This is a genomic window from Enterococcus sp. DIV0703 (assembly GCF_051711065.1).
Lineage (GTDB): Bacteria > Bacillota > Bacilli > Lactobacillales > Enterococcaceae > Enterococcus_B > Enterococcus_B hirae.
Map to the genome: position 1 here is coordinate 1,417,746 of NZ_JBIOLX010000001.1, position 24,872 is coordinate 1,442,617.

Below are 24,872 nucleotides of genomic sequence, written 5' to 3' on the forward strand. Positions count from 1 at the left end.
ATGAACTGGATGTTGTTCCTAATTTTTGGTTGAGTGATGCCGATGCTGGAAGTTTTTAAGTAATTGGAGCCCATTTCTGCCAAATTGAGCAAAGAGAAATGTCAGCCCACCTATTCCACCAAGGCCAACACAATAAACAACAGCATGGGCTTTCGACGTCATCGTCAATTGGAGGTTCAATAGGATAAATACAATCGAACAAAGAACCAGCATCAACAAGGTTGAGCGGAATGTTTTAAGAAAGAAAAATCTGATTTTAGCTAGAGGTGCGATTCGATACTCTTTACACATATAGAAATAACCTCTGATAAACACGATCGCAAAAGCCATTGTGTTTGAAAAACTCATACCATAACCGCCAAATAGTGCTAATCCAATCACTTGAAAGACAATTTTCAAAATAATCGCTTCAACGGTCAGCCGAATCGCAATCATATGATGGCTAAGTGATTGTAACATCGTCGAAAGAATCGTGAACAATGAAAAGAATAATGAAGCGAGTAAGGCAAATTGGAAATAGCCGACACTATCAGGATCATATCCAAAAAATAAGGTATACAATGGACCCGCCAATAATGACATCCCCGCAAGAGAAGGAAGTAAAATCAAGACAGCAATTGAAAAACTATCTCCTACTGTCTTTTCGATTTGCAAACGATCTTTTTTTCTCAAAGTACTTAAAATCGGCAAACTGCTGATTGCGACTGTACCAACCATAGAAATCAAGATCAATGTCAACTTGTTGGGATTAACTGACGCTCGACTAAATAAAAATTCCAATTGTTGATTCGTGATTTCAGGTCTGAAAAAATGCAACAACGGCTTCATCGTCACTTGGTCAATCATTTGCACGATGGTAATAACAGATCCCACAAAGATGAAAGGTAAAGTTTCACGAATGATCGATACCGACTCTGCCCGATTTTCATGCTTGAAATAACGACTAGAGATCAAGAAATCTTTTAATTTGAAATAATCATTTTTTATTCCAACGAAATACATATGGATAATTGCTGCTAACCCACCAAAGAAGGATGCCACTGTACTGATCAGAACAGCTTCTAAAATCGTTCCATCGGTCAAGACGCGTAAATAAAACGTTCCTGCTAAAATGACCAGGACACGAACCGCTTGTTCAATGATTAGTGAGGTCCCATAAGGTCTCAGATTGTTTTTCCCTTGAAAATAACCTCTCATTGCACTAAGAACTGGAATGGCGATCAATGACGGACACAAACTACGAATTGCTAAGATCCCATTATTTACATTTGCAATTGGGCTGATTCCTGCAAGCATCGGGGCAAAAAGATACATCAGCACAGCAGAAATGATCCCAATGACAAACATGATATTGATGGTACTGCGAAAAATCGTTCGACAGCCCTGTTCATCATTTTCTTTCGTTGCTACAGCGACTTTTTTAGCAATCGCATTAGGAAACCCAACTGTTCCCAGCATCAGGAACAAGCCATAAGGTAAATAACCTACATTGTATAAAGTGGTCGCTAACATTCCTTCTTGATTGTTCCCCATCATACTTAGCCATGGGATCAAGTAAACAACACCTAATACCTTACAAAGCAAATTAGCAAAGGTTAACCAAAATGTTCCTTGCATCAATTTTTTATTCATTAAATTTTCCTCAACTATCTATATTTAAATCAATACCTTTCCCATTATAGCAAAAATTCAAAGAAGGACAAATCATCCTTAAAATTTTAATAAAAAAGGCAAAAAAAAAGCCATTCTCTAAAACTAAGAGAAGGCAAAATTTTGGAACTGTTTAAAACATCGACAGCAAAAATACCGAAGCAAGTCCAGTTACTACTGATAATGCCATAGAATGAGTTTTATACGCCACGCCAACTACGAGAACCATAGCTAAGATTTTGATATTCCAAGCAATGGCTAAATGTTCATGGGTAATAAAGACATCCTTGAATGCTAAAGCTGCGAATAGCGCAACAGGCACATATTTCATCCATTCACTAAACCATGAAGGGACTTTCCGATGGGTAAAATAGAGCATCGGGAATAGTCGTGGCACATAAGCCACCACGAATAAACTAAGTACTAAAAGAATAAGATACGTCTTAGTCATGATGTTGACTCTCCTGTTCTGGGAAGTTGAATAGTGGTTCATTGACATGTTTGCCACGGTTTTTTAATCGTTTTAATTTTTTTGCCTTCTCTTTTTTGAAAGCTTTCTCTAAAGCAAACCCTGCAAAAGAGGCGATCACCGTCGCAGCAATTAATCCTAATGTATTTTGGAACATGACCATGAAAGTAACGCCTAATACACCAGAAAACAATCCTGTAAAAATGAGCAGCTTATTTTTCATTTGCATGACAAACATGAAGATAAACATCGCAGTCAGTGCAAAGTGAACGAGATCAGCATCTACATGGATAACAGAACCAAACATGTTTCCAATCATGTTACTACCTGTCCAAGAAGCCATCGAAAACCAATTTACATATAAAGCTTTACGCTTATTCCATGTAGGATCAGTTGAATATTTAAGATAATTAACCGCATAATTTTCATCATTTAACGATTGTGAAAATACCGCTAAGAATAGTCTCTTTTCTTTCTTCATAAAACCTGAAAGACTCGACCCTAACAATGTGTAACGTAATTCCAAGAAAAATACCATCAAAAGTGTCGTTGCAAAAGATGCTTGAGTTGTTAGCATCGAAGCAACTAAAAATTGCGCTCCACCCGAAAATACTAATATGGACAACAGACCGGTTAAGATTGGATCAAAACCCACTTTTTGCAATAAGACACCACAAGCTAACCCAACTGGTATATAACTTAAGCAAAGTGGCATTACTGCGTGCAAAGCCTGAAGCCATGGCGCACTTTTCTTTTTATTCATCAAAATGTCTCCTTCAATTACAACAAATAAACAGCGGACTCATTGTAACATAAAAAAACGAAATTGTAGCCGTTTTATCTAAAAACAATATTATATTTTTCTCATTTTAAGCTTGAATATTGAAATTTCAAATCATAAACAAGTTATTTTTATGCAACATAAAAGCATTGTTTTGCTGAAGAATCAGCATGGTCATCTTCGATAATTAGGGTCATATTTATCAGTTTCAATATAAATATAAACTTTTTTATCATTTAAAGACTGACGAATCGTTTCTTCAATGTTATTGATGATTGCATACGATTCAGTCTCTGGGTGATCAAAGATATCGATTTTAGCAGCTACCAATACCTCAGTTGGGCTCAGATGAACGGTCTTTACATCGATCAAACGAGAGACTTCCGGACGCTCAAAGGCTTGCTTGATTTTAATCAAGTCACTCGTTGTCACACTTTCACCAACAATCAAACTATAAAATTCTTTTGCTAAGAAAATGGCAGCTCCCATCAACAATAATCCGATCAATAGGCCGCTAATCGCATCAAACGCCGCAATTCCTGTTACCATCGTCAAGACTGTTCCTAATAAAGCAAGAATGAGTCCGATCACAGCACAAAAATCTTCAGTAAAGATGATCAAAATTTCACTGTGACGACTTTCTCTCAAAAATTTCATCAATGATAACTTTTCGGTATTCAACTCATGGATTTCTTTCATAGCGATACGTAATGACGTTCCTTCAATGGCTAATCCAAAAATTAAAATAATGATAACGATCAATGAGTTATCAACTTCATGCGCAGGATGGGTCAATTTTTCAAAAGCTTCCATGACTCCCAAAGCTCCCCCACCAAAAAAGAGCATGGTTGCCACAATTGTGCTAAAAAAATATTTTGCTCTTCCTTCGCCAAATTGGTGTAATTCGCTTTGCCCTCTATTCGCTCGTTTATCCCCAAAAAGCAAAAGGATTTGATTGCTGCAATCGACGATACTATGAATACTTTCACTCAGCATTGCCGCACTTCCACTAATGGCATAACCGACAAATTTACTGATTGCAACTAAAATATTCGCACCTAATGCGGCAATCACAGAGAACATCCCGCTCTTTTTAAAATTTTCCATCTTATTTCCTTCTTTCTTTTCTTCTCAACAGTTTCTCAGTTAACTATCTCTCGGAAGAACCGTGTGATCTATTGCCTGCAGACGGAACAAAAAACATGCGACAATCTCTCTAAGGATTGCCACACGTTTATATCCTGTCTAAGCCTTTCGAACCATCAAAGGAACCAAAAATTCGTAATTGATAAAGAAATCAATCACTGATCGATGGTACTCCCCAGAAGAAACTTCAAGCATTGTTTGGTTTTTCTGATTTTTGGAAATGATCATGGATTGTCCTTTATCTAATAGAACTTGGTATTTTTCTTCTCCAATTTTTTCAAAATCATATTGAGGATTTTTCATCGCTACGATAAAAATGTCATCTAGTACCTGGTCAGTCAATTCAAATTGACTTTGAAGATTCAGATGTAACGGTTGGGTGTTATCTAGTAAGGTTTGCTTGACTAAGAAACCTAAGTGACGTGCATGAGCTAATATTTGGTTGAACTTATGATTGAAAATAGTCAGTTGACCAGCAGAGAATACCCGTTCAACAGACCAATAACGAATCAAAGATAACACACGGTCATCCTGAACCGTGATTTCCATCGTTTCTGGTGAAACTTCCAATAAGTTGAGTGATTCCACTTGGTATCGTTGATCAATCGTCGGAAGAACAAAAGAAAATACTAATTGATTGGAATCATTCAAACGATAGTTGATCGAAAAATGTCGTGTTTCCCAAGTATCATAAGTGGTATTAGAGAATTTCAAACCAATATCATTTAAAGGTTTTAGCAACTCATAAGTAAAGTATTCGATCAAACTTGTCTTACCAATCGGGGAAATAGGTTCTGCTTTTAAGATATAGCGTTCAAAAGCATCTAATAATTGTGAAAAGTCCGATTCAAGTAGATATTTTCGTAAGCGTAAATCCGCTAATTCTGCCTCTGCTGTTTCAATCAAAAGAACAATGTCTTGATGGTCTTTTTCTTTTGTTTCTAAATAGACTTGATTTTCCCTCGCTTCATGTGGATGACTGGATTCAATTGCCTCTAATTGTTCAGAAGTGACCTGTTCATTTTCATCAAGCAAATCATCTTCAGAAGCAGAGTGATTGCTGGAGTTTTCAGGATCTGTTTCTATTGCTTCTTCCGCCACAGTCGTTTCTGCTAACGATTGTGCTTCCAGCTCTTCATTTTTTTCTAACTCTTCATGCTCATTCATTACTCTACCCCTCCCTCTTGCATCGATACTTCTGGGTTTTCATGTGGATCAACATTACCTAAGTAATTCATTAGGAAATGATGGATGGTTTGACTGAACCCTTCTATCCCACCGAAGTAGCGATTGATTTGTCGTTGTTCTTTTTCAACGATCGCTGCACGTAATTGATTCGCTTTTGCTTCGTTAAGTAAAGCAGCTTTTTGATTTTGGATTTTTTCAGGTGCTTCAAGATAAGGCATCCAGCCTAATTTTTCATTCGATAATGCTTGTTTTTGTTTTTTCAGTTCTTGGATTTCTTCATCAATTTTTTTACGATTTAAGAATCCTTTAGTGTCATCCAGATCAGAGATTTGGCGATCCACTTCTTTTAATTCTTCATCCAGACGATCGATCTCGGCTTTTGCAGTGATGACTTTAGCATCAAGTTCGTTAATTTGTTGACTGTAGTCATCCGGTTCCTGGTTTGCATAGGTGCCCCACTCTTCGTCAATTTGGGGCAAGACGAAAATTTCCGGTAGACTAGCATCGATGCCAATTGTTGGCCTTTCGTGATAATACGTACCGATCTTGTAATAACTCATCGTAGGAGAAATCTTTTCGACTAGCTCCATAAATGGAAATTCTTGAATAAAGCGATCATGGATTTTCCGCATTAATAGCTGATCGATTTCATGGTTTTCATTCGAACTTTTTTTCAATTCCTCATTTAAATGACCATTATACAGTTGATAGATTTCTGGAATGTTTTCTTCACGAACAGCTCTTTCAAATGCTTGTAAATCCTCTAACAGTTGAGATAGATTCGTGCTAGCTTTTTCTTTGATATCAAAAAAAGTAGTGTCATCTTCTTGCTGAATGATGATTTCTTCGTTATTTTCTTGTGGTGTTTCTTTCATTTTGATTACCTCCTCACAGTTATCCACTTTCTTGGACAGAAGCACAATAGGTTGAGTTTACTTACTATTGAATTGATAATTTAATAGTACCATTTTATAGAAAAAAATGTTACAAAGGGCTTCCTCCTCTATGTATCTTTTAATCAATATTCATTGATTATCCACCGTTTTGATAAGGTCTGATTATTGTACTTTCACTATTGAATAATCTTACGTATCGAGAGTAAAACAAAAGAGTGGAAAGAGGATTGAAGCGACCTCCAAAAGTTAGATTCTAACTTTTGGGGGTTACTACAGATCCCCCCACTCTTTTTCACTCAGTAATTTTTTTATTTTTGAGGCAGATCTCTGGTTGTGAAGTGAATGCGCTGATTTTCATCACGAGATAATAGTGTTTCTTCATTCAAATAAGTAAACTTCATCTCTTCTAAATCAGTATTTTCGAGCATTTTTTCATAACCGGTAAAAATCGAACGGATATATTGTTTATATGCGTTTTTCTTTTTCTGTCTTTTTTTCATGTGACACCTTCCTTATCAAAACTATCATACCAATGAATTTAAGATGAAACAAGCCAGATTTGAGATTTTATCTGTTGTTTTAATCCGGTGTTAGTTACTAGTTGACGAAAATCAAAAAAAATGAAAAAATGCTTTAGTACTTAAGGAGGGAATCTCGTGAAAAAAATCGGTTTTGATTCAGAGAAATATATCGAAGAACAATCAGCATATATCCTTGAACGAGTGAATCACTATGACAAATTATATTTAGAATTTGGAGGCAAATTGGTCGATGATAAGCATGCCAAACGTGTTTTGCCTGGCTTTGAAGAAGATGCAAAAATCAAATTGTTACAAAAATTAAAAGACCAAGCAGAAATCTTGATTTGCGTCTACGCTGGAGACATTGAACGTAATAAAATTCGTGGGGATTATGGTATCACTTATGACATGGATATTTTACGCTTGATCGACGAAATGCGTGGCTACGGATTATCTATCAATAGTGTCGTCATTACTCGTTACAATGGTCAGCCAGCTACGAATGTCTTCGTCAATAAATTAGAAAGACGTAATATCAAAGTCTACAAACATTCAGAAATTGAAGATTATCCAATTAATGTTGAAAAAATCGTTTCTGAAAACGGCTTTGGCAAAAATGAATATATTGAGACCAGTAAGCCAATCGTTGTTGTTACTGCTCCTGGACCTGGTAGTGGCAAACTAGCAACATGTTTGAATCAGCTTTATCATGAAAGCCAAAAAGGACAATCAGCAGGTTATTCAAAATTTGAGACCTTCCCTGTTTGGAATGTCCCATTGAAACATCCACTAAACATTGCCTATGAAGCTGCCACTGTGGATTTAAAAGATGTCAATATGATCGATTCCTTCCATTATGATGCCTATGGCAAGGTTGCTGTAAACTATAATCGAGATGTTGAAACCTTTCCAGTAATCAAACGGATCATTGAAAAAATCACTGGTAAAGAATCAATCTATCAATCCCCTACCGATATGGGTGTGAATCGTGTGGGATTCGGAATCGTTGATGATGAAGTTGTGCAAGAAGCTTCTCGACAAGAAATCATCCGCCGCTATTTCCAAACAGAGTGTGATTTCAAAAAAGGATTGATCGATGAGGAAGCAGTAAATCGAATTAAATTGATCATGGAAGAAGTAGGTCTTCAACCTGAAGACCGTCAAGTGGTATTGCCTGCTCATGAGTATGCAAAAACTGTTCAAAATGACAGCAACGATCCTTCTGCGGTGATCGCGATCCAATTACCCGATGAAGTGATCATTACAGGACGCACCAGTTCTTTAATGAATGCTTCTGCTGCCGTCATTTTAAATGCGATCAAACATTTGGCACATATCTCAGATAATATTCCATTGTTGTCGCCACTTGTTCTAGAACGTATTCAAGGGATGAAGTCTTCCGCACTGCATTCTTCCGTTGATACATTGAGCCTAAATGAAGTACTGATTGCTCTTTCGATCAGTGCGGTAACCAACCCTATCGCTCAAGTAGCTTATGACAAACTTGCTGAATTAGATGGTGCTCAAGCTCACTCGACAGTCATCGTCAATAAAAATGATGAACAAACGTTGAAACAATTAGGTATTGATATCACAAGTGCTCCCTTCTATCCATCGGAAAATTTATTTTATCAATAAGCATTGTTTCTTTATGAACAAATAGCTGAATAAACTCTTAAAAGATTTTATTTAAATTGCACCTGAAAAAGTGCAACTGATAATCTTTTAAGAGTTTTATTTTGTTGTATCCGTTTCAATTGAAATGTATGCGTTTCAGTCTAAAAAAGCGATGATAATCTTAGCAAAAAATTAGTATTTTAACGATAAAACGTGTAAAATTAAACGGAATTTTGATTAGGAGTGATAGTTTGAGTCAGATTTTAGGAATTATTGGATTACTTTTTATTTTTAGCCTTGCTTTTTTGATTAGTACCAACAAGAAAGCCATCAAAGTAAAACCTTTACTGTTGATGATCGTGTTGCAATTTATTTTTGGTTTTATTTTGTTACGAACGACTTTTGGTACAGCAGTCGTTTCCATGTTAGCGAAAGTATTCGATCATTTACTGGCGTTTGCAGGTGAAGGAGTCAATTTCGTTTTTGCTGGGGTAGCCAATAAAGGCAGTGCGCCGTTTTTCTTAAATGTTTTGATGCCGATTGTTTTTATTTCTGCAATCATCGGGATTTTGCGATATATCAAGATCTTGCCATTATTCATGAAGGCAGTTGGATTGGGTTTAAGTAAAATCAACGGTATGGGGAAATTAGAATCTTACAACGGTGTTGCTTCAGCAATACTAGGTCAATCTGAAGTTTTTATTTCAATAAAAAAAGAATTGCCTTTCTTATCTGAAAAACGTTTATTTACCATGAGCGTTTCTGCCATGTCGACTGTTTCGATGTCGATCGTAGGTTCTTATATGGCGTTGATCGATTCTAAGTATGTAATTACTGCGCTGGTATTGAACTTATTCGGTGGGTATATCTTGGCCTCCGTCGTTAACCCCTATGAATTAGAAGAAAAAGAAGATGAGTTGATCATTGAAGAAAACAAAGAACAAACTTTCTTCCAAATGCTTGGAGAATATATTCTTGACGGCTTTCATGTAGCGATTACAGTAGCTGCTATGTTGATTGGATTTGTTGCTCTTATTGCTATGATCAATGCCATTTTTAGTGGAATCTTTGGGATCTCTTTCCAAGAAATTCTTGGTTACATCTTTGCTCCACTTGCATTTATCAGCGGGATTCCTTGGAAAGAAGCTGTGGATGCGGGTAGTATCATGGCGACGAAACTTGTGACAAATGAATTTGTTGCGATGACAGAACTAGCTACTGGGAATCTGCATTTTACTGAACGTACAACAGCTATTTTATCTGTCTTTTTAGTATCTTTTGCTAACTTCTCTTCCATTGGAATCATTTCGGGTGCTATGAAAGGTCTAAATGAAGAAAAAGGAAACTTAGTTGCGAAACATGGATTAAAAATCTTGTTGACTGCCACATTAGTCAGCTTTTTAAGTGCGATCGTCACTGGTTTATTAGTCTAAATGATTAAATTTAATTGAATTGTATATTTAAAACACTCTCTTTGCTCTTTAGACGATTTTCTAAAGACTCAAGAGAGTGTTTTTTATAAGACAAAATTTATTGTCGTCCACCTGGAATATCTATGCGAAAAGAACAATTGCTAAAAGAAACTTTCTCGTGTATCGTTTAATAAAAGAAATAAAGGGTTAAAGGAGATTCATGATGAACAAATGTTATGTATTTATTGGTCCTTCTGGTTCAGGAAAAACCTCCATTGCTAGTGCTCTTTTTGAACCAAAAGAAAAAATTGTCACTTCGACGACTCGTCCTCCTCGAAAAGGTGAAACCGATCAAAAAGATTACTATTTTCTCTCTGAAGACAAATTTGAGCAGTTGATCACTGAACAGGCATTTGTGGAATGGGATGAATATGCGGGACATAAATATGGTTCAACTAAGAGGGAGATTGCTCAAAAGTTGAAAAATGGTGATTGTTATACGATTTTAACAGCTGCTGGTTTTTGGGCACTCTATCATGCATTTGGGAAACAGATCCAACCAGTATTTGTGACTATCGCTAAAAACAAATTGAAGCAGCGTTTAGAACAACGTGGAGATGCTCCGGATCAAATCAAAAAAAGGCTCGCTCTTTTTGAGCAAGACACGAAGGAATTAGATGAGTTAAAAAAACTACCAAACCTCATTGTTTTAGCAAATAATGAAGGGTTAGAAGCCACCAAAAACCAATTTAAGCGACAAATAAAAATGCTCAAAGAATAATCTTATTTTGATAAACAGGATTGATTAGCAAAAAAATCTCTCACTAGCTTCAAAACATAAACTAGTGAGGGGAATCAAACCAATTTTTGTCGTTCTGTATGTCCAATATCACAAATCAGCGAATGTAGTTCTTCTACTTTAGAATACATACGTAACCAATTAGTCGGCTGGTCTAATAATAAACTGAGCAGTTCTAAATGATGGACCAATGTCCATTTTTTCAATACACCTAAGCCAGGAAATTTTTTTTGTTGTTTCAAAGAAAGCAGGGCTAATATACCCGTTGTAATCAACAGTTGATCTTGGTTCCTCAATACCCACTGTTGCATTTTTTCAACAGCTTCAAAAAACTTTAGTGCTTGATCCTTAGCTGAATCGTTCGTATCAGAAATAAAATGTTTTACTCTGAGATTACCATATGCATCAACATAGGTAAGATGAAGTGCCAATGCCCGACTAGGAAAACCTTTATCAAAATAGCGCCTTCCTTCAATCGTAAAATCTGAAAAGCCATGATTCCCCTCTTCTTTAAAAAACAAATAGTCGTCGCTAAAAAAATCATCTATTTTTTCGCTATAATCTTCTACGTGTTTTCTTGGTTTAAAGGCTTCTTTTATGATGATTTTGTTTTCTGGTAACCAGATATGGAACCGACTATGGTCTGGTAACAAAAAATGAGTATCCATTTTTGAAAGTTCTTTCCATATTTTTGGATCACGAGGCTGATGTTGTCCATCAAAAATGATCAATTTAGGTGGTTGCTCCATGATCTGTTGGTAATTATCGGACGTGATGATCATTGCATGTTGAATGGAACTATTTTCTTTTTCTTCCCATAAATGTAAATGTTCATCAAAAAGTTTGAACTGACCCACTTGGGGATTATCGATGATGATCAGCGGGTGATTTACTTTTTGGAATAACTCGACAACGTTTTTAAAGGTAGCTGAATCACGAACTGGTTCGATGATGGGAACCACCTTTTTAGATAATAGATTCTGTTGAATCATTTCTTTTAATGCTAAAAGATCAAACTGTTTCCCTCTCAAATAAGGATAGTACATACTTATTCACTCCAATGGCTCTGTTGGCAAGCGTCTAACTTGCTGCTTTTGTCGAAGATTCTCATAATCTAGCTGTAAAGCGTTGATTTCTGCTTGTAAATCTTGGATCGCTTGATTTTCTGTTTCCTCAATAAATCGTTCATAATAACGCTCTTTGGCAAATGGATCTTGAGAATCTGAACGTTTTTTTAATTCTTTATACAACTGATCAGTTGGAAAATATTTGACGCCTCGTTCCATCTGTTTGGCTTTTCTTACTTCTCTAAATAATGAAGCCATAAAACGGTTGAGTAGCGCCTCTTCTGCCACTGCTAACGGTTGCTTCATTGCTTTTTTAGCAATAATGAATGTACCAGAAGCTGGCATCTCTTCTGCTATCCCGTAAGGTCGATAAACTAAAACACCGATACCAGTGGGGATTTCAGCTTTGACTTCATCAAAAAGTGTTTGAGGTAATACAAAATAATTGTAATTCCCGACAAACGATAATTTTGCAGTGGAACGAAAGTCCGCTTTTGATACTTTCAACTCATAGCAACGCCACTCTCTTGTACCATCAAACTTTGTAAGACAACTTAATGTATCTACGATACCATGGTCGTCAGGCATGGTCACCTCTTCTACGACAATGCCCCCTTGTTCGATACAGTATTGATAAAGAGAAGTTTCCATCTCGATCGTTAAAGGAGTTTTCAATCCCTCCACCTCCGAACATATTTTCGCCTATCCATTCTACCTTAGATCCAACAAAAAATCTATCGTTAATTATTATTTGAATCGTTTCCTTAAAAATATTTAGAATTAGTTTTTGTTCACTTTAATCCTGCGAAATGAATGGGACAAAACATCGTCACGAGGTAGCTGACAGCCAGAAAAAAACAGTCGAGTCTAAATTTTTCTTAGTCCCAACTGCTTTTCTTCAACTGACTATTATTGATAACTTGGCGGTAAATAGAATTTTTGATGATTTTCAAAGATTTCGCCAATTTGAAAGAGCAAGTCTTCTCGTCCTCTGGCAGCCATGAATTGGATACCCAAAGGCAGACCTTCCTCACTAATATGTGTGGGTAAACTGATTGCTGGTTGTCCCGTCAAATTTGCCAGTTGGGTGTAAGGCGTGATCTTTAAACTTTCCTCAAACATTTCAGAAATAACTGCTAAACTTTCTTGTTCGTTGCATTCGTTGATTCCAGCCATTTTTGCCCGAATTTCATCGCTTTGAAGATCAGTAGAAATTTCTGGAGCAGTAAATGCTGTTGTCGGTGAAAGAAAAAGATCAACAGTTTGAAATAGTTCTTCCATTGTGATTGCTGCATGATCCCAAACATGAAGCGACTGGATATAGTTCGCTGCAGAAACCTTCTTGCCGTATTCTAGTAGTACCCAAGAAATCGGTTCAAGTTCATTTTGAGCAACCGACCGTCCTAACCCAGATTCAATCGAGTGAATCATACTAGCTGTTTCTGCTCCATTCATTTGATAATAAGACTGAATCAAGGCTCTTCCATCAAGAGGGTAATTGATTTCAATGATTTCATGGCCTTCTTGTGCTAAAAATGTCACCGCATTGGTCACTGCTTGTCGTGCTTCATCGCTGATTTTTGTGTGGATCGGTGATTCTGTGCAAACAGCGATTTTCAACCGTTTTTTTGGTGGATGCTCTTGCCATTCCGCTGGCGAAACTTGATAAGGCGCTCCTGAATGGATACTTCGCAGTCCTGCAAATAAAGCTTTGGTGTCTCTCATAGAAATGGTCAAACCAAAATCAATCGCTGCTCCTTGCCAACCTCGCCAAGCATGAGGACCAACTGGCATCGTTCCTCGTGAAGGTTTTAAGCCAATCAGACCACAAAAGGAAGCAGGTATGCGAATTGATCCTCCACCGTCACTAGCACCAGCGATCGGTAAAATGCCAGAAGCAACAACGGCTGCTGCCCCACCACTTGAACCACCTGGCGAATGCGCAAGATTCCAAGGATTTTTAGCTGGACCATAAAGTTGTGGGTCGGTGATATTTTTAAAACCAAACTCTGGCGCATTTGTTTGGCCAAGTGGGATAAGACCAATTTTTTCAACTTGCGAAACAAAATTTGAATTTCTAGATGAGCGATGAGTTTGAAAAAGCTTTGAGCCTGATGTAGCTAACCAACCTTGCTTTTCCTGTCCTAACATTTTCAACGGGAAAGGTAAGCCGCTTAAAGGCTGTTCATCCTTTAGAATTGGTGCCCCATCTTTAATCGGTTGATTCGGTTCAAAAGTAACGAACGCATTTAACTCTGGATTTAATTTTGCTACCTTTTGGCTAACCTCTTTGACTAATTCCTTGTAACTGAACTGCTTCTTTTTTAGACCCTTCACGATCTCCATGCCATCTTTCAAGTAAATCCCTCCTTTTATTTGTCATACCTTTGTGCCATTTTCTCATATTTCTATTCAACAAACAAAAAGAATGATTACGCTTCATGTTAGAAACGGTGGTGCTATTATCAGTAATTATATACACCTATTGAATCCTAATAGCTAAGGTACTATTCATGGCAAACCAACGAATAGACTAAAAGCTAATCACCAGTTATTATTCTAAAACCACCGGATCGCATAAAAATAAGCCAAAGATTTCCAAAATAAGAGAAACTATGTTTGGATTCTTTGGCTTATTTTTTATTGTTGTCTTTTATTTCATCACTTAGAGAATCGTTAACGATTAGATCGTTTTTAGTTTTCCTCTAAATTCATCGATGGTTCGATACCCTTTTTCTGTCATGATCTGTTCGAGTTCTTTCGTGATGCGATCAAAAATTTTTGGTCCTTCTTTATGAAGTTCGGTACCGATTTGTAGCATAGTTGCTCCACATAATAAATGTTCAAAAGCATCCTGTCCATTTCGAATGCCTCCAGTACCAATAATTTTGATCTCTGGTTTCAAGCGAGTATAAAAAGCACGGACATTCGCTAAAGCGGTTGGTTTCACATATTCTCCACCAAGTCCACCGAAACCCTCTTTAGGTTTGATCACGACCGCTTCTTTTTGAGGATCGATATACAAACCATTGCCGATACTATTAATAGAATTTACATAAGTTAAAGGAAATTGATTCAAAATTTCAGCCATTTGATCAAAATGCGCCAAATCAAAATATGGGGGCAATTTGATTCCTAATGGTTTGGTGAAACGGGCAAAAACTTGTTGCAATAAATCTTCCGTCGCCTCAAAATCATAGGCTAACTGTGGTTTGCCAGGAACATTGGGACAAGAAAGATTCAATTCAGTGATTCCTTGAAAGTCACTCTTTTCAATCAATGTCAACATTTCCAAATTTTCTGCTGCACTCATACCTGCAATAGAGAAAAAAAGTGGTTGTGTCTGCTGTTTTTCATAGTTCAATGCATAATCTAAGTAATAATCAAACCCTCGATTGGGTAATCCCATGGAATTAATACTTCCAAGAGGCACATCGAAATAACGGGGTTCTGGATTTCCAGCACGTTCATTCAATGTACAACTCTTTGTGATAAAAGCGCCAGCATTGGATTGTTCCAATTCAACTAGTTCTGTCGTTGTCATGCAATGAACACCAGAGGCATTCATAAAAGGGTTAGCAAAAGTATGATTAAAAAAAGTCGTTTCTAAGGTCAAGTCATTCTCTCCTTTGATGAATCATTTTTTCTAGTTTATCATCAAGTCAAGCAAAAGCAAATAGGATCAAGACAATTAATCATCATTTTCAGTTGCTAAAACTTCTCCCGTTTGACTATTGAGTTTCACTTGAGTACTCTTATTCCCGTTTTTCACTTTCACTTCCCAGTAAGTGGTACTAAGTTCCTTACTAAGATCCCAGTCAGTGGCTGTTCCCCCACCCGCTTGTTTTTCAGCGATTTTCGCTGCTTCTTCAATACTTAGAAGTTTACTTGTGTCCAAAGCATCTTCTTGTTTCTTCTGTCCATTTTGTTCATCTTGATCTAAACGCTCAGGATTTTGTTTTTGGATTTCTTCGTTTGCTGCATTGATCTTCATTTCGTATTCATTTTGATCATCAACACCATCAATTTTATAGAAGAAACTTCCCCAACTACTATCTAATTCTAAACTGGTAATCGCTGCATTTGGATATTCTTTTTGAAACAACTCAATCGCTTTTTGTGCAGATACTTTGATCTCTTTTGTTGCATTCGTCCCAGAATTCATTGTTTGATTTGATGCTTCGGTTGAAGAAGTTGCTTGTTGTCCAGTACTTGTTGACGTAGTCGCTGGCGCTGGCGTTGATTCTGGTGTAGCCTGATTCGATTGACACCCTGCTAACAATAGTAAAGAAAATAGCCCACAAAAAATAACATTAGTTTTCATAAAATTTATTTCCTTTCTTGAATAAAAATCACTTTAATTTAAGTATACACAAGTAAAGTTGTTCTGTCATTTTTGAACAAATCAATCATTAAATAGCAAAAAAAGACAAGACTAAAAAAGTAATCAGTCTTGTCTAAAAAATCAAAATAAGAAAAAAATTGTCTCCGCTTCTACGAACAAGCAAAACATGTTTTAAGTAAAAACGCAACGCTTCCTTTCAATTGCTAATATGTAATATCTTTATTGGCTGCTATTCTCAGTTTCAGAAATGTCAGGTACGATCCAGTAATTATCTTTATTATGACTATTGATATATGTACGGAATTTTTCTGATTGGTAGGCTTTCTTAATCGCTTTTGCCCAATCCGTTTTTTCATTTTCTTTTGTCACAGCAGCTACGATTTGTAATTCAGGCACCATTTTTTCTAGCTCGATCAAATGAAGTTGTTCTCGAATTCCTGCATCTTCAACTGTGCTTCCAGGTATGACTTCAAAATCAAGGTCATCTAACACGTGTGGTAAAGTGTTCGTGTCCATCTCTTTGATATTTAACTGATAGGGGTTATTTGTAATTGCTTTTGCAGTCAAGTCGGTACTTTTCACTTGTTTATCCACTTGAATAAAACCAGCTTTAGCAAGAACTGCATAGGCTCGTGCTGCATTACTCGGATCTTGGGGAATCCCAATCATCATTCCTTTTTTCACCTCTTCTTTACTTGTATATTTGGAAGAGTACAAATTACACGGAACAGAGGGTGTAGCAACTAAAGGAACTAAATCAGTCCCATTCTCCTTATTGAAAACATTCATATAAGCGGAGTGTTGAGCAACATTTACATCAATCTTTCCTTCACCTAAGGCAGTATTTGATTGGATAAATTGAGAAAATTCAATTCGTTTAATCGTATATCCTTCCGATTCTAATATAGGTGCAATCGCATCATCAAATAAATCGTTATACGGTCCTCCAGTTACCCCCATGACAATTTCATGTTTTTTTTGAGCATGTGATGATTGATCTTTTGAATGACAACCACCCCCAATGAGAACCAATACGAACAGACAGACTATAGTCACTATTTTTTTCATGAAGTTTACTCCTTAATATTTAATTTTATGATAAAGATAATTTCCCAGAAATTGGATACTGTTTATTAAAACAATTAAGATAACTACCGTTACAACAATCATCCCACTATTAAATCGTTGATAGCCTTGGGAAATAGCTAAATCCCCGATTCCTCCTCCACCAACAGTTCCCGCCATAGAAGAGGCATTAATTAGTCCAATCATTGAATTAGTAATGGCTAATATAATCGCCGGTCGAGCTTCAGGTAGAATAAAGTAAAGAATGATTTCCAATCGGTTTGCCCCTAATGTTTTCGCACATTCGATAATTGTAGGAGGGATTTCTAGAATGGCTTGCTCGATTAAACGGCCCATAAAAGGAACAATATATAACGTTAACGGGACAATAGCAGCAGTTGTTCCAATGGAAGTTCCAACAACTAAGCGAGTAAAAGGCAAAATAGCCACCAATAAAATGATAAATGGCACTGAACGCAAGATGTTGATAAGCGTCTGTAACACCGTGTACATAAGAGAATTAGCTAAAACACCTTGTTTTCTGGTCTCTGCTAATAGTATGCCTAAAGGAACTCCTAAGCCGATAGCAAACACCAAAGAAATACTGACCATATAAATCGATTCATAAGTTGCTTTGAGAATGATCTCTGATGAAAGTATTTCAAACATCAACGGTCACCTTCTCATAACTAATTAGTTGGTCAATAAATTCATTATCAGGAATTTTATTTGTTAGAAAATACATCGCAAAAAAACGTTCTCCGCTAATATGTATGGTTTTGATATCATAGACCGTCCCCTCCATTTTACTTTCTTGAAAACGAGCATAATTTGTGGCATTCATCAGGAAGTAAAGGACATAATTAAAGGAAATCGATTCTTTTTTTGGATACTTAGGATAAATCATATCGGCTAAAAATTCACGAACTAAATTGCTTTGAGGGCTTAAAAACATTTTTTTGGTTGTTGCCTGTTCAATAACTTTTCCTGAATCAATGACAGCCACTTCATCACAAATTTCTTTTATCGCCTCCATTTCATGGGTGACCAAAATGATGGTGGTTCCTAGTTCCTCATTCACTTTTTTTAACAAATTTAAAATACTTTTTTTAGCGGTTGGATCAAGAGCGCTAGTAATTTCGTCGCATAATAAAAGCGAAGGCTCCGTTACTAACGCTCTAGCAATCCCCACTCGTTGTTTCTGCCCACCAGATAAATGGGAGGGATATGTACTTTTTTTCTCTATCATCGATACATAACGTAAAACGTTTTCAATTCTTTTGTCGTATTCCTGCTTATTGACTTTGCTAAATCTCAGAGCAAGTCGAATGTTATCAGCGACAGTTTTTGACTGCAATAAGGCATAATGTTGAAATATTGTGCTGCTTTTCACATCTTTTGATAGAGATATCTTACCTTTTGTTGGTTGATCTAATCCGTTTATTAAACGAATCATTGTACTTTTTCCTGCACCACTTCGTCCAATGATACCAAAGATTTTACCTTTTGGTATAAATAAATTGAGATCATTTAGGATCATGGTACCTCCAAAAGACTTTGAAACGTGTTCAAATGAAATCAAGCTCTCATTCCTTTCCGGCGCATTCATATAAAAACTTTAACTATGTGGGAATTAATAGAAAGACGATAAAAATCCTTAATAATTAAGTCTGTTTATGTAGTAGATGCGCACATCTATATTTTAATTTCTTCTTTTCGAATTAAATATAGCATGGAAAAATAGCCATGTCGAGACTAATATGTGATTTTAATCACATGAGTATTGATAAAAAGAGAGAAGCAGAATGTTCCTTTCTTACACTTGATGAAAACAGTGATCAAGCAATGAACTAGCTCGAAAAATAATCAAATGCAGTGGAAATGCAGTGGCGACAAAAAAATAAAGCTAAAAACATCAACAGAACAGCTCTGTATCTATGTTTTTAGCTTTGTATGTATTCAATTGGCGGGAATGTGTAGGAATCGAACCTACCCAAGAAGCTCTTAACTCCTCATACTGGTTTTGAAGACCAGAGGGAACACCAGAACCCATCCACTCCCCTAATAAAAACATTCTAACATTTTTCGTTTGTTCAATCAATATCAAATGCTAGAATGTTTGTAGTTATAAAAGACTGGACTAGCTTTAATATCTGTTAGTTGTTCTCTTTTTATTTTACTAGGATACGTTGCGGTAAACGTTTCATAAACCAAGCAACGAGTAAACAAGAAAGCATCTTATCCACAATATTTCCTGCAACAGTTGCCCAATAAGTTGCAGTGATCATTTCTTTACCGGAAGCCTTGAAAGCAAAAATGAGGATGTCCGTTCCTGAACCGGTAAAACCACCAAATAAAGCTAAACGGATCGGCGCACCGATCATTGGACAAACAACGGCTAATAGTCCCCCTGCTATTAGCGCTTTTTTGTAAGAAAATCCATTCTTCGCTAGTAAAGAACAGATAATTGCTACAACAATATTTACGAATACAAAAGGAACAGCCAACGGTCCACTGATGATCCCCATTAATAAATTAGTGGCAATCCCAGTCATTACCCCATAACTCATACCAAAATTGGTTGAAATATAAATCGTTCCCATCGTATCTAAAAATAATAAGGGGATTTTCATTAGTGAAACAGCCTCACCTAAAACAACATTTAAAACAACGGCCATTGCACATAAAGTCAATATTTTCATTTTATTATTCATCGTTTACTTTTCCTTCTAAAAATAGTTTTAATTTCTGATATAAATCGCCTTGTGATTCTTCTGTATACCAAGTTGGAACTTCAAAATAAGGATTAACAATCCCATGATTCTTACATAATTCAAAATACTCTTCCATTAGTACGCCTCGCTGTGCTGAGATGGAACAATTAGGACTTTCATTGATCCCGATGATTCCCAAATAGCGATAATCATTCGCTTGATACTCTTTGATTTGTTGAATGACTGGTTGCAACATACTTTGACATTTTTGACGATAGCCTGGTATAGCAACATATTCTTGATAAGTCATTGGTGGTCTCTCTTTTCCTAAGGTCAAAAATTCAGGACAAGGCAATTGTAGCAACGCAACGCCTTGATTTAATAAAGAAATGGCCAAAGGAAAAGCACCACGAGCCCGTTCCCATCCAGGTATCACCGCATGTTGATTCAAGATGCAGTGTGAAACAACCACAAATTCTCTCTTTAATTTCATGTTATTTCCTCACAAAAAATCTTTTCTAAACTGACGAACACCTGATGAAGTTCTTCTTCAAAAATTGTGCGCATATCTAAATAGTTTCGCTCATTTTTTACCCGACTAATCACTGGAACAATTCCTTTTCTTAGTCTTCGTTGCAGCTCTTCCGCATGCCATCGCTTACTTTTTACTGTTACTGCATAGGTAGGTAATAAGCTTTCTGGATACGTTCCACCACCAACCGTACTATAATCTTTTTCGATAGCGACTTCGAGTTGCTCGATTTTTTTTAACTTTTCAGCTAATATTTGTGCGCGATTCAAACAATTTTCGATCTTATCCGATAGCATTTGTAAAGTTGGTAAGGAGCGAATGGCTTCTTCTTCATCAAGATAAAGTTCTAAAGTTGCTTCTAATGCACTTAGAGTCATTTTATCGACTCTTAATGCACGCAGTAGTTGATTTTCTTTCATCCTCTGAATATACGTTTTTTTACCTACGATAATTCCGGCTTGTGGTCCGCCTAATAATTTATCTCCACTAAAGGAGACCACATCACACCCTTGCTCGATTACTTCTCGAACAGTCGGTTCATACGGTAAGCCAAAGCGGCGCATGTCAATGAGTAGACCGCTACCCAGATCATTGATTAACGGGACTTGATGTTTTTGTGCTAAGAGAGCTAACTCTGATAAGTGAGGAGTTTCTGTAAATCCAATGATTCGATAATTACTGGTATGGACTTTTAAAATCGCTCCAGTTTCAGAAGTCAAAGCCTGTTGGTAATCTCTAATATGCGTTTTATTGGTTGTCCCTACTTCTCTAATTTTCCCACCTGTTGCGGTAATTACCTCTGGGATACGAAAGGACCCTCCTATTTCAACAAGTTCCCCTCGAGAAACCAATACTTCTTTATCAGTAGCCAAAGTATCAAGAATTAACATAACAGCTGCTGCGTTATTATTCACCACTAAGACGTCTTCTGCTCCAGTAAGTTTTTTTAGAATATGCGTTAAATGATTGTATCTGGTACCTCTCTTGCCACTAGTTAAATCCATTTCTAAATTTGAATAGGAAAAACTTATTGTCTTTAATTGTTCCTCAATTTTCTTACTAAGTAAGGAACGTCCTAGATTTGTATGCAGAATCGTACCTGTCCCATTAATTACTTTTTGTAACGAATATGTTCGTTGTTTCAATTTTTCAATCACTCGAATACAGAGTTCTTCAATCGCTGGAGGTAACACTTCTTCTTTTAAAACAGTTTTTCTAGTTTGTTCTAAAACACTTTGTACCTGTTGTTTGACTACTCCGTAAGAATACTTCTTTTCTAATATTTGCAATTCAGGAGTTTTTAATAAACGATCCACTGAAGGCAAATCTGCTAATCGTCGTTGTATTTCTCTAGCCATCGTTTACCTGCTTTTTATCGTTTTGCAATTATTCTCAACGCCTTTATGGTTTTTTCTATTTCTTCTTCTGTTGTAAAACGGGATAAGGATACTCGAACAGTTCCAGTATTTTTAGTTCCTAAATCTTGATGTATTAGCGGTGAACAATGGTAGCCTGAACGTGTGGCAATGCCAAACTCTTCCCACAGAATGTCACTGATTAAAGCTGATTCTGCAGATCTGATATTCAACGAAAAAACGTCTATATGCTCTTTCGTGAAATCTCCATAAAACGTTAATTCTGAAATCTTCGTCGCTTCTTGGTAGAAGTAGTTTCCCAATGATGGTGTCTCTTGGGACATTAGCCAACCTACACTGGCTGCTAATCCAGCAATTCCTGGCACATTTGCTGTCCCAGCCTCCAACATTGCTGGCAATTCATCCGGCTGCTCCTTAGAGAAGGACTTCATACCATCACCACCAGTTATTATCGGTGTAAGTTTCAGTTTTTTGTGAATACAGATGCCCCCAGTTCCTTGTGGTCCATGTAACGCTTTGTGTCCAGTGAAACAAGCCGCTGCGACCTTCCCATCACTTAAGTCAATTGGTAGATGACCAGCTGTTTGAGAAATATCTAAGATTAAATACAGCTGATGTTTGTGGCAAAAACGTTTTATCCATTCAATATCTAAAAGATTCCCTGTCACATTACTTGCATGATTGCAGACCACTACTTTGGTTTTTGCGTTTAATTTTTCAGTAAATTCTTCATAATTCAACTGTCCAGTGATCGGATGACTACTGATAATGTCGTAGGAAACGCCTAGTTTTTCTAATTGATAGAGTGGTCGCAGCACGGAATTGTGTTCCCAACTTGTGGTCAATACATGATCACCAGCTTGAATGAACCCTTTTAATACTGCATTAAGAGCAATAGTCACACTTCCAGAAAAAATAATTTCATATAAATCCCCGGTATGAAAAAAACTTTTTAGTGTATCTCTTGCCATTTCTATTAATTGATAAGCACGAATAGAATAGCTATGAGCGCCACGAGCTGGGTTGCCATACCTCTCACTTTCAAGCACATCCAGCATTGTTTGTTTCATACAAACCGGCTTTTGGACTGTCGTAGCTGCATTATCTAAATAAATAGTCATACTAGTCTCCTTCTTGTTTCCCTAAAATCCGATAATTTTCTACTCGTTTCGTGATGCCGAGTTTATCGATTGATTCTAGAATAAGCATGGAAGCTTTTCGGCTCGAGTTTGTCATATCACGAAAATCAGCCAGTGTCATTTTCTTGTTTTTCTTGATATAAGTCTGGATTTGTTGAATAGCTTGCTGGTAAATCTTTCCTGACAGAACATATTCGTGGGTTAAAAAAACAGCGCTGGTGGCATCTAAAGCTTCCAATACTTCTTCAGCATTTTTGTCTAAAAGGGCTAACTTTTCTTTTTTTATCGGCATATAACCACTGTTTTCTAGGTAACGTTCAATTTTTTGTTTGGCGACTTGCTGATAGCTATTAAATTGTACTTGAAAATCATAAACAGATAATCGTTTCTGTTGTTCTTTGATTACATTGAATTTTATTAATAATTGAATCAAGACGTAAACTTCTTTTTCGGTCAAGCCATTTCGTATTTTAGATCGAAATTCTTCTAAAGGCATACCATCCCGTAGACGATATTTTTTGTGATACTCTTCTAAGATCTTTTGTGCTTTTCCTGCTAATTGTTGATATCTTTCATAAAGTAAAAAACCACAAGAGGTAAAGAAGATTTGACTTTTATCCTGTAGTTCTTCTAATGAATGGCTTAGTTGATCAAGAGGGACACCCAGATAGGCCAACAATTCTTTTTCTACTGTAAATGGCTGTTTCTTATTTAACATAAAATCAATTATCATACTGTTTAGATTGCCATTTTCTTTTGCTTTTAAGCTTTCTAAAATCGCCTGCTTGAATCGGCGATGTTTTTTTGGAACGGCGTTTAAGACTTCGCCTCCAGCAATCGTATGCATGGGTGAATAAGAGCGTAGAATAAAACGATCTTTTTCTTTTACAGAAACTTTTTCTTCTAATCGTAACTGCAAAAAGCCTTCTTCGTTTGGTCCAATCCAATCTAATCCTAATGGAACAGTACGAGCCATTACTTCTTTTGTTCCGATCAGCACTCTTACCCGATCCCATAGACTAATTCCCCCATCCGTTCCTGCCAAACAAGATACCTTAACATCCAACATCCAGCTTTCCTCTAAAGAATCCGCGGTTGATAAAACATCCCCTCGCATGACTTCTTCACGGGTAATGTTTGCTAAATTGATGGCAGTTCGTTGTCCAGCATATGCTTTTTGAACATTATTTTCATGTACCTGAAGATTTCTTATCCGAACTTTTCGCTTATTTGGATAGAGATAGCAGTTTTCTCCAACGGTTAGTTCCCCTTCCAGCAAAGTGCCTGTAACTACTGTACCGAAGCCTTTTACACTGAAAACCCGATCGATATTTAACCTTGGTGTTCCACTACTTACTTGTTCTGATGTTTGCTCCGTGTAGGCTTCGATTTTTTTTAGTAATTGTTTGATCCCTTTTCCGCTAATGGCATCGGTTTCAATTATTTCCGTTTTTTCTAAAGGCGTGTGAAGTAATTGATCACGTATATCTTCGATGACTAGTTCTTTCAATTCAGCATCAATCGTATCAATTTTTGTTAATACAATTAAAAAATGGTGGATTCCTAATAAATTCAAAATATCAATATGCTCTTTTGTTTGAGGCATGATTCCTTCACTAGCATCAATGACTAATAAAATAAGATTAAGACCAGGTAGTCCAGCAACCATATTTTTAATAAATTTTTCATGGCCAGGAACATCTACGAAACCCACACGTTGTTGATTTGGTAAATTTAAGTAAGCAAATCCTAGATTAATCGACATGCCCCTTTTTTTTTCTTCTTTTGTTGTGTCAGTATCTATTCCAGTCAGCGCTTTGATCAATGTTGTTTTTCCATGATCAATATGCCCAGCTGTTCCAATTACAATATTTGCCATTTCTTTTACCCCTTATAATAAGTAATACGTTACATCCAATCCAACTTGAAGCGCTTTATAAAAACCTTCTGATGACACATTATTTTTAGCTAAAATATGACGTATCTGATTTTCAGCTTCTAGCGGAAATTTTAAAGAAAAACCACAGCTAAGATATATTTTTTCGGGTGTAGGAATGATTCTTACAGATAGTTTAGCTGATTGGCACATCAGCTCAGCTCTCATTGCTTCACGTGTCGAATGAAATAATACCACTCCATATGACTTCATTGTTTA

The 24,872-nt window shown here is 36.6% G+C and carries 24 protein-coding genes and 1 tRNA gene; 3 read left to right on the forward strand and 22 right to left on the reverse strand.

Features of this window, described 5'->3' with window-relative positions; all coding sequences use genetic code 11:
- Positions 1–18: 18 nt before the first annotated feature.
- The 7 genes from IGK81_RS06425 to IGK81_RS06455 all read right to left on the reverse strand — a co-directional run bounded on the left by IGK81_RS06425 (position 19) and on the right by IGK81_RS06455 (position 6,630).
- Positions 19–1,632, reverse strand: coding sequence for a polysaccharide biosynthesis protein (locus IGK81_RS06425; protein WP_010737578.1), 1,614 nt, complete (start codon positions 1,630–1,632; stop codon positions 19–21).
- Positions 1,633–1,783: 151 nt separating this feature from the next.
- On the reverse strand, positions 1,784–2,101 hold the full coding sequence (locus IGK81_RS06430; protein ID WP_010737579.1) for an AzlD domain-containing protein: 318 nt from the start codon (positions 2,099–2,101) through the stop codon (positions 1,784–1,786).
- Positions 2,094–2,882, reverse strand: a complete 789-nt coding sequence (locus IGK81_RS06435; RefSeq protein WP_010719157.1) for an AzlC family ABC transporter permease — start codon at positions 2,880–2,882, stop codon at positions 2,094–2,096. The genes IGK81_RS06430 and IGK81_RS06435 overlap by 8 nt, the downstream gene beginning before the upstream one ends.
- A gap of 192 nt (positions 2,883–3,074) precedes the next feature.
- Positions 3,075–4,007 carry a cation diffusion facilitator family transporter gene (locus IGK81_RS06440; protein ID WP_412003842.1) on the reverse strand — a complete coding sequence of 311 codons (933 nt, stop codon included), beginning with the start codon at positions 4,005–4,007 and terminating at the stop codon, positions 3,075–3,077.
- 138 nt (positions 4,008–4,145) lie between these two features.
- Positions 4,146–5,213: a hypothetical protein gene (locus IGK81_RS06445; RefSeq protein ID WP_034697961.1), complete on the reverse strand. Its 1,068-nt coding sequence runs from the start codon at positions 5,211–5,213 to the stop codon at positions 4,146–4,148.
- Positions 5,213–6,109, reverse strand: a complete 897-nt coding sequence (locus tag IGK81_RS06450) for a hypothetical protein (protein WP_010719154.1) — start codon at positions 6,107–6,109, stop codon at positions 5,213–5,215. The genes IGK81_RS06445 and IGK81_RS06450 overlap by 1 nt, the downstream gene beginning before the upstream one ends.
- Positions 6,110–6,438: 329 nt before the next feature.
- A complete protein-coding gene (locus tag IGK81_RS06455; RefSeq protein WP_010719153.1) occupies positions 6,439–6,630 on the reverse strand; it encodes a hypothetical protein in 192 nt (63 codons plus the stop codon).
- Between the two features lie 156 nt (positions 6,631–6,786).
- Here IGK81_RS06455 and IGK81_RS06460 point away from each other — a divergent pair, with 156 nt between their 5' ends.
- From IGK81_RS06460 to IGK81_RS06470, 3 genes are all read left to right on the forward strand, one after another.
- Complete coding sequence (locus tag IGK81_RS06460; RefSeq protein WP_094940296.1) at positions 6,787–8,289, forward strand: DUF1846 domain-containing protein; 1,503 nt, start codon at positions 6,787–6,789, stop codon at positions 8,287–8,289.
- A gap of 230 nt (positions 8,290–8,519) precedes the next feature.
- Complete coding sequence (locus tag IGK81_RS06465) at positions 8,520–9,701, forward strand: NupC/NupG family nucleoside CNT transporter (RefSeq protein ID WP_034697966.1); 1,182 nt, start codon at positions 8,520–8,522, stop codon at positions 9,699–9,701.
- Positions 9,702–9,903: 202 nt separating this feature from the next.
- Positions 9,904–10,461: a guanylate kinase gene (locus tag IGK81_RS06470; protein WP_034697968.1), complete on the forward strand. Its 558-nt coding sequence runs from the start codon at positions 9,904–9,906 to the stop codon at positions 10,459–10,461.
- A 74-nt stretch (positions 10,462–10,535) separates the two neighbouring features.
- Here IGK81_RS06470 and IGK81_RS06475 read toward each other — a convergent pair whose 3' ends face one another.
- The 15 genes from IGK81_RS06475 to IGK81_RS06545 form a co-directional block, all read right to left on the reverse strand.
- Positions 10,536–11,525 carry a sce7725 family protein gene (locus IGK81_RS06475; protein WP_034697970.1) on the reverse strand — a complete coding sequence of 330 codons (990 nt, stop codon included), beginning with the start codon at positions 11,523–11,525 and terminating at the stop codon, positions 10,536–10,538.
- Between the two features lie 6 nt (positions 11,526–11,531).
- Positions 11,532–12,221: a hypothetical protein gene (locus tag IGK81_RS06480; RefSeq protein ID WP_034697974.1), complete on the reverse strand. Its 690-nt coding sequence runs from the start codon at positions 12,219–12,221 to the stop codon at positions 11,532–11,534.
- Positions 12,222–12,455: 234 nt separating this feature from the next.
- On the reverse strand, positions 12,456–13,904 hold the full coding sequence (locus IGK81_RS06485) for an amidase (RefSeq protein WP_034697976.1): 1,449 nt from the start codon (positions 13,902–13,904) through the stop codon (positions 12,456–12,458).
- A gap of 325 nt (positions 13,905–14,229) precedes the next feature.
- The gene (locus IGK81_RS06490) at positions 14,230–15,162 is read right to left on the reverse strand and encodes a dihydroorotate oxidase (RefSeq protein WP_034697978.1); all 933 of its coding nucleotides are present in this window, start codon (positions 15,160–15,162) and stop codon (positions 14,230–14,232) included.
- A 75-nt stretch (positions 15,163–15,237) separates the two neighbouring features.
- The gene (locus IGK81_RS06495; protein WP_034697980.1) at positions 15,238–15,870 is read right to left on the reverse strand and encodes a PepSY domain-containing protein; all 633 of its coding nucleotides are present in this window, start codon (positions 15,868–15,870) and stop codon (positions 15,238–15,240) included.
- 240 nt (positions 15,871–16,110) lie between these two features.
- Positions 16,111–16,959: a MetQ/NlpA family ABC transporter substrate-binding protein gene (locus tag IGK81_RS06500; protein WP_034697983.1), complete on the reverse strand. Its 849-nt coding sequence runs from the start codon at positions 16,957–16,959 to the stop codon at positions 16,111–16,113.
- 12 nt (positions 16,960–16,971) lie between these two features.
- A complete protein-coding gene (locus IGK81_RS06505) occupies positions 16,972–17,625 on the reverse strand; it encodes a methionine ABC transporter permease (RefSeq protein ID WP_010719143.1) in 654 nt (217 codons plus the stop codon).
- On the reverse strand, positions 17,618–18,496 hold the full coding sequence (locus IGK81_RS06510) for a methionine ABC transporter ATP-binding protein (protein WP_051641753.1): 879 nt from the start codon (positions 18,494–18,496) through the stop codon (positions 17,618–17,620). Before IGK81_RS06510 ends, IGK81_RS06505 begins: the two co-directional genes overlap by 8 nt.
- Before the next feature lie 424 nt (positions 18,497–18,920).
- Positions 18,921–19,017 (reverse strand) — tRNA-Sec (locus IGK81_RS06515).
- 110 nt (positions 19,018–19,127) lie between these two features.
- On the reverse strand, positions 19,128–19,670 hold the full coding sequence (locus IGK81_RS06520; RefSeq protein WP_010737592.1) for a CD3073 family putative ECF transporter S component: 543 nt from the start codon (positions 19,668–19,670) through the stop codon (positions 19,128–19,130).
- Complete coding sequence (locus tag IGK81_RS06525; RefSeq protein WP_034697986.1) at positions 19,663–20,163, reverse strand: CD3072 family TudS-related putative desulfidase; 501 nt, start codon at positions 20,161–20,163, stop codon at positions 19,663–19,665. Before IGK81_RS06525 ends, IGK81_RS06520 begins: the two co-directional genes overlap by 8 nt.
- A complete protein-coding gene (selA, locus tag IGK81_RS06530) occupies positions 20,160–21,560 on the reverse strand; it encodes an L-seryl-tRNA(Sec) selenium transferase (RefSeq protein WP_034697989.1) in 1,401 nt (466 codons plus the stop codon). The genes IGK81_RS06525 and selA overlap by 4 nt, the downstream gene beginning before the upstream one ends.
- A 14-nt stretch (positions 21,561–21,574) precedes the next feature.
- Positions 21,575–22,699 (reverse strand): aminotransferase class V-fold PLP-dependent enzyme, encoded by a 1,125-nt coding sequence (locus IGK81_RS06535; RefSeq protein ID WP_034697992.1) that lies wholly within the window; start codon positions 22,697–22,699, stop codon positions 21,575–21,577.
- 1 nt (position 22,700) lies between these two features.
- The gene (selB, locus tag IGK81_RS06540; protein WP_034697995.1) at positions 22,701–24,596 is read right to left on the reverse strand and encodes a selenocysteine-specific translation elongation factor; all 1,896 of its coding nucleotides are present in this window, start codon (positions 24,594–24,596) and stop codon (positions 22,701–22,703) included.
- A 12-nt stretch (positions 24,597–24,608) separates the two neighbouring features.
- Complete coding sequence (locus IGK81_RS06545) at positions 24,609–24,866, reverse strand: DUF3343 domain-containing protein (RefSeq protein ID WP_010737598.1); 258 nt, start codon at positions 24,864–24,866, stop codon at positions 24,609–24,611.
- Positions 24,867–24,872: the final 6 nt, after the last annotated feature.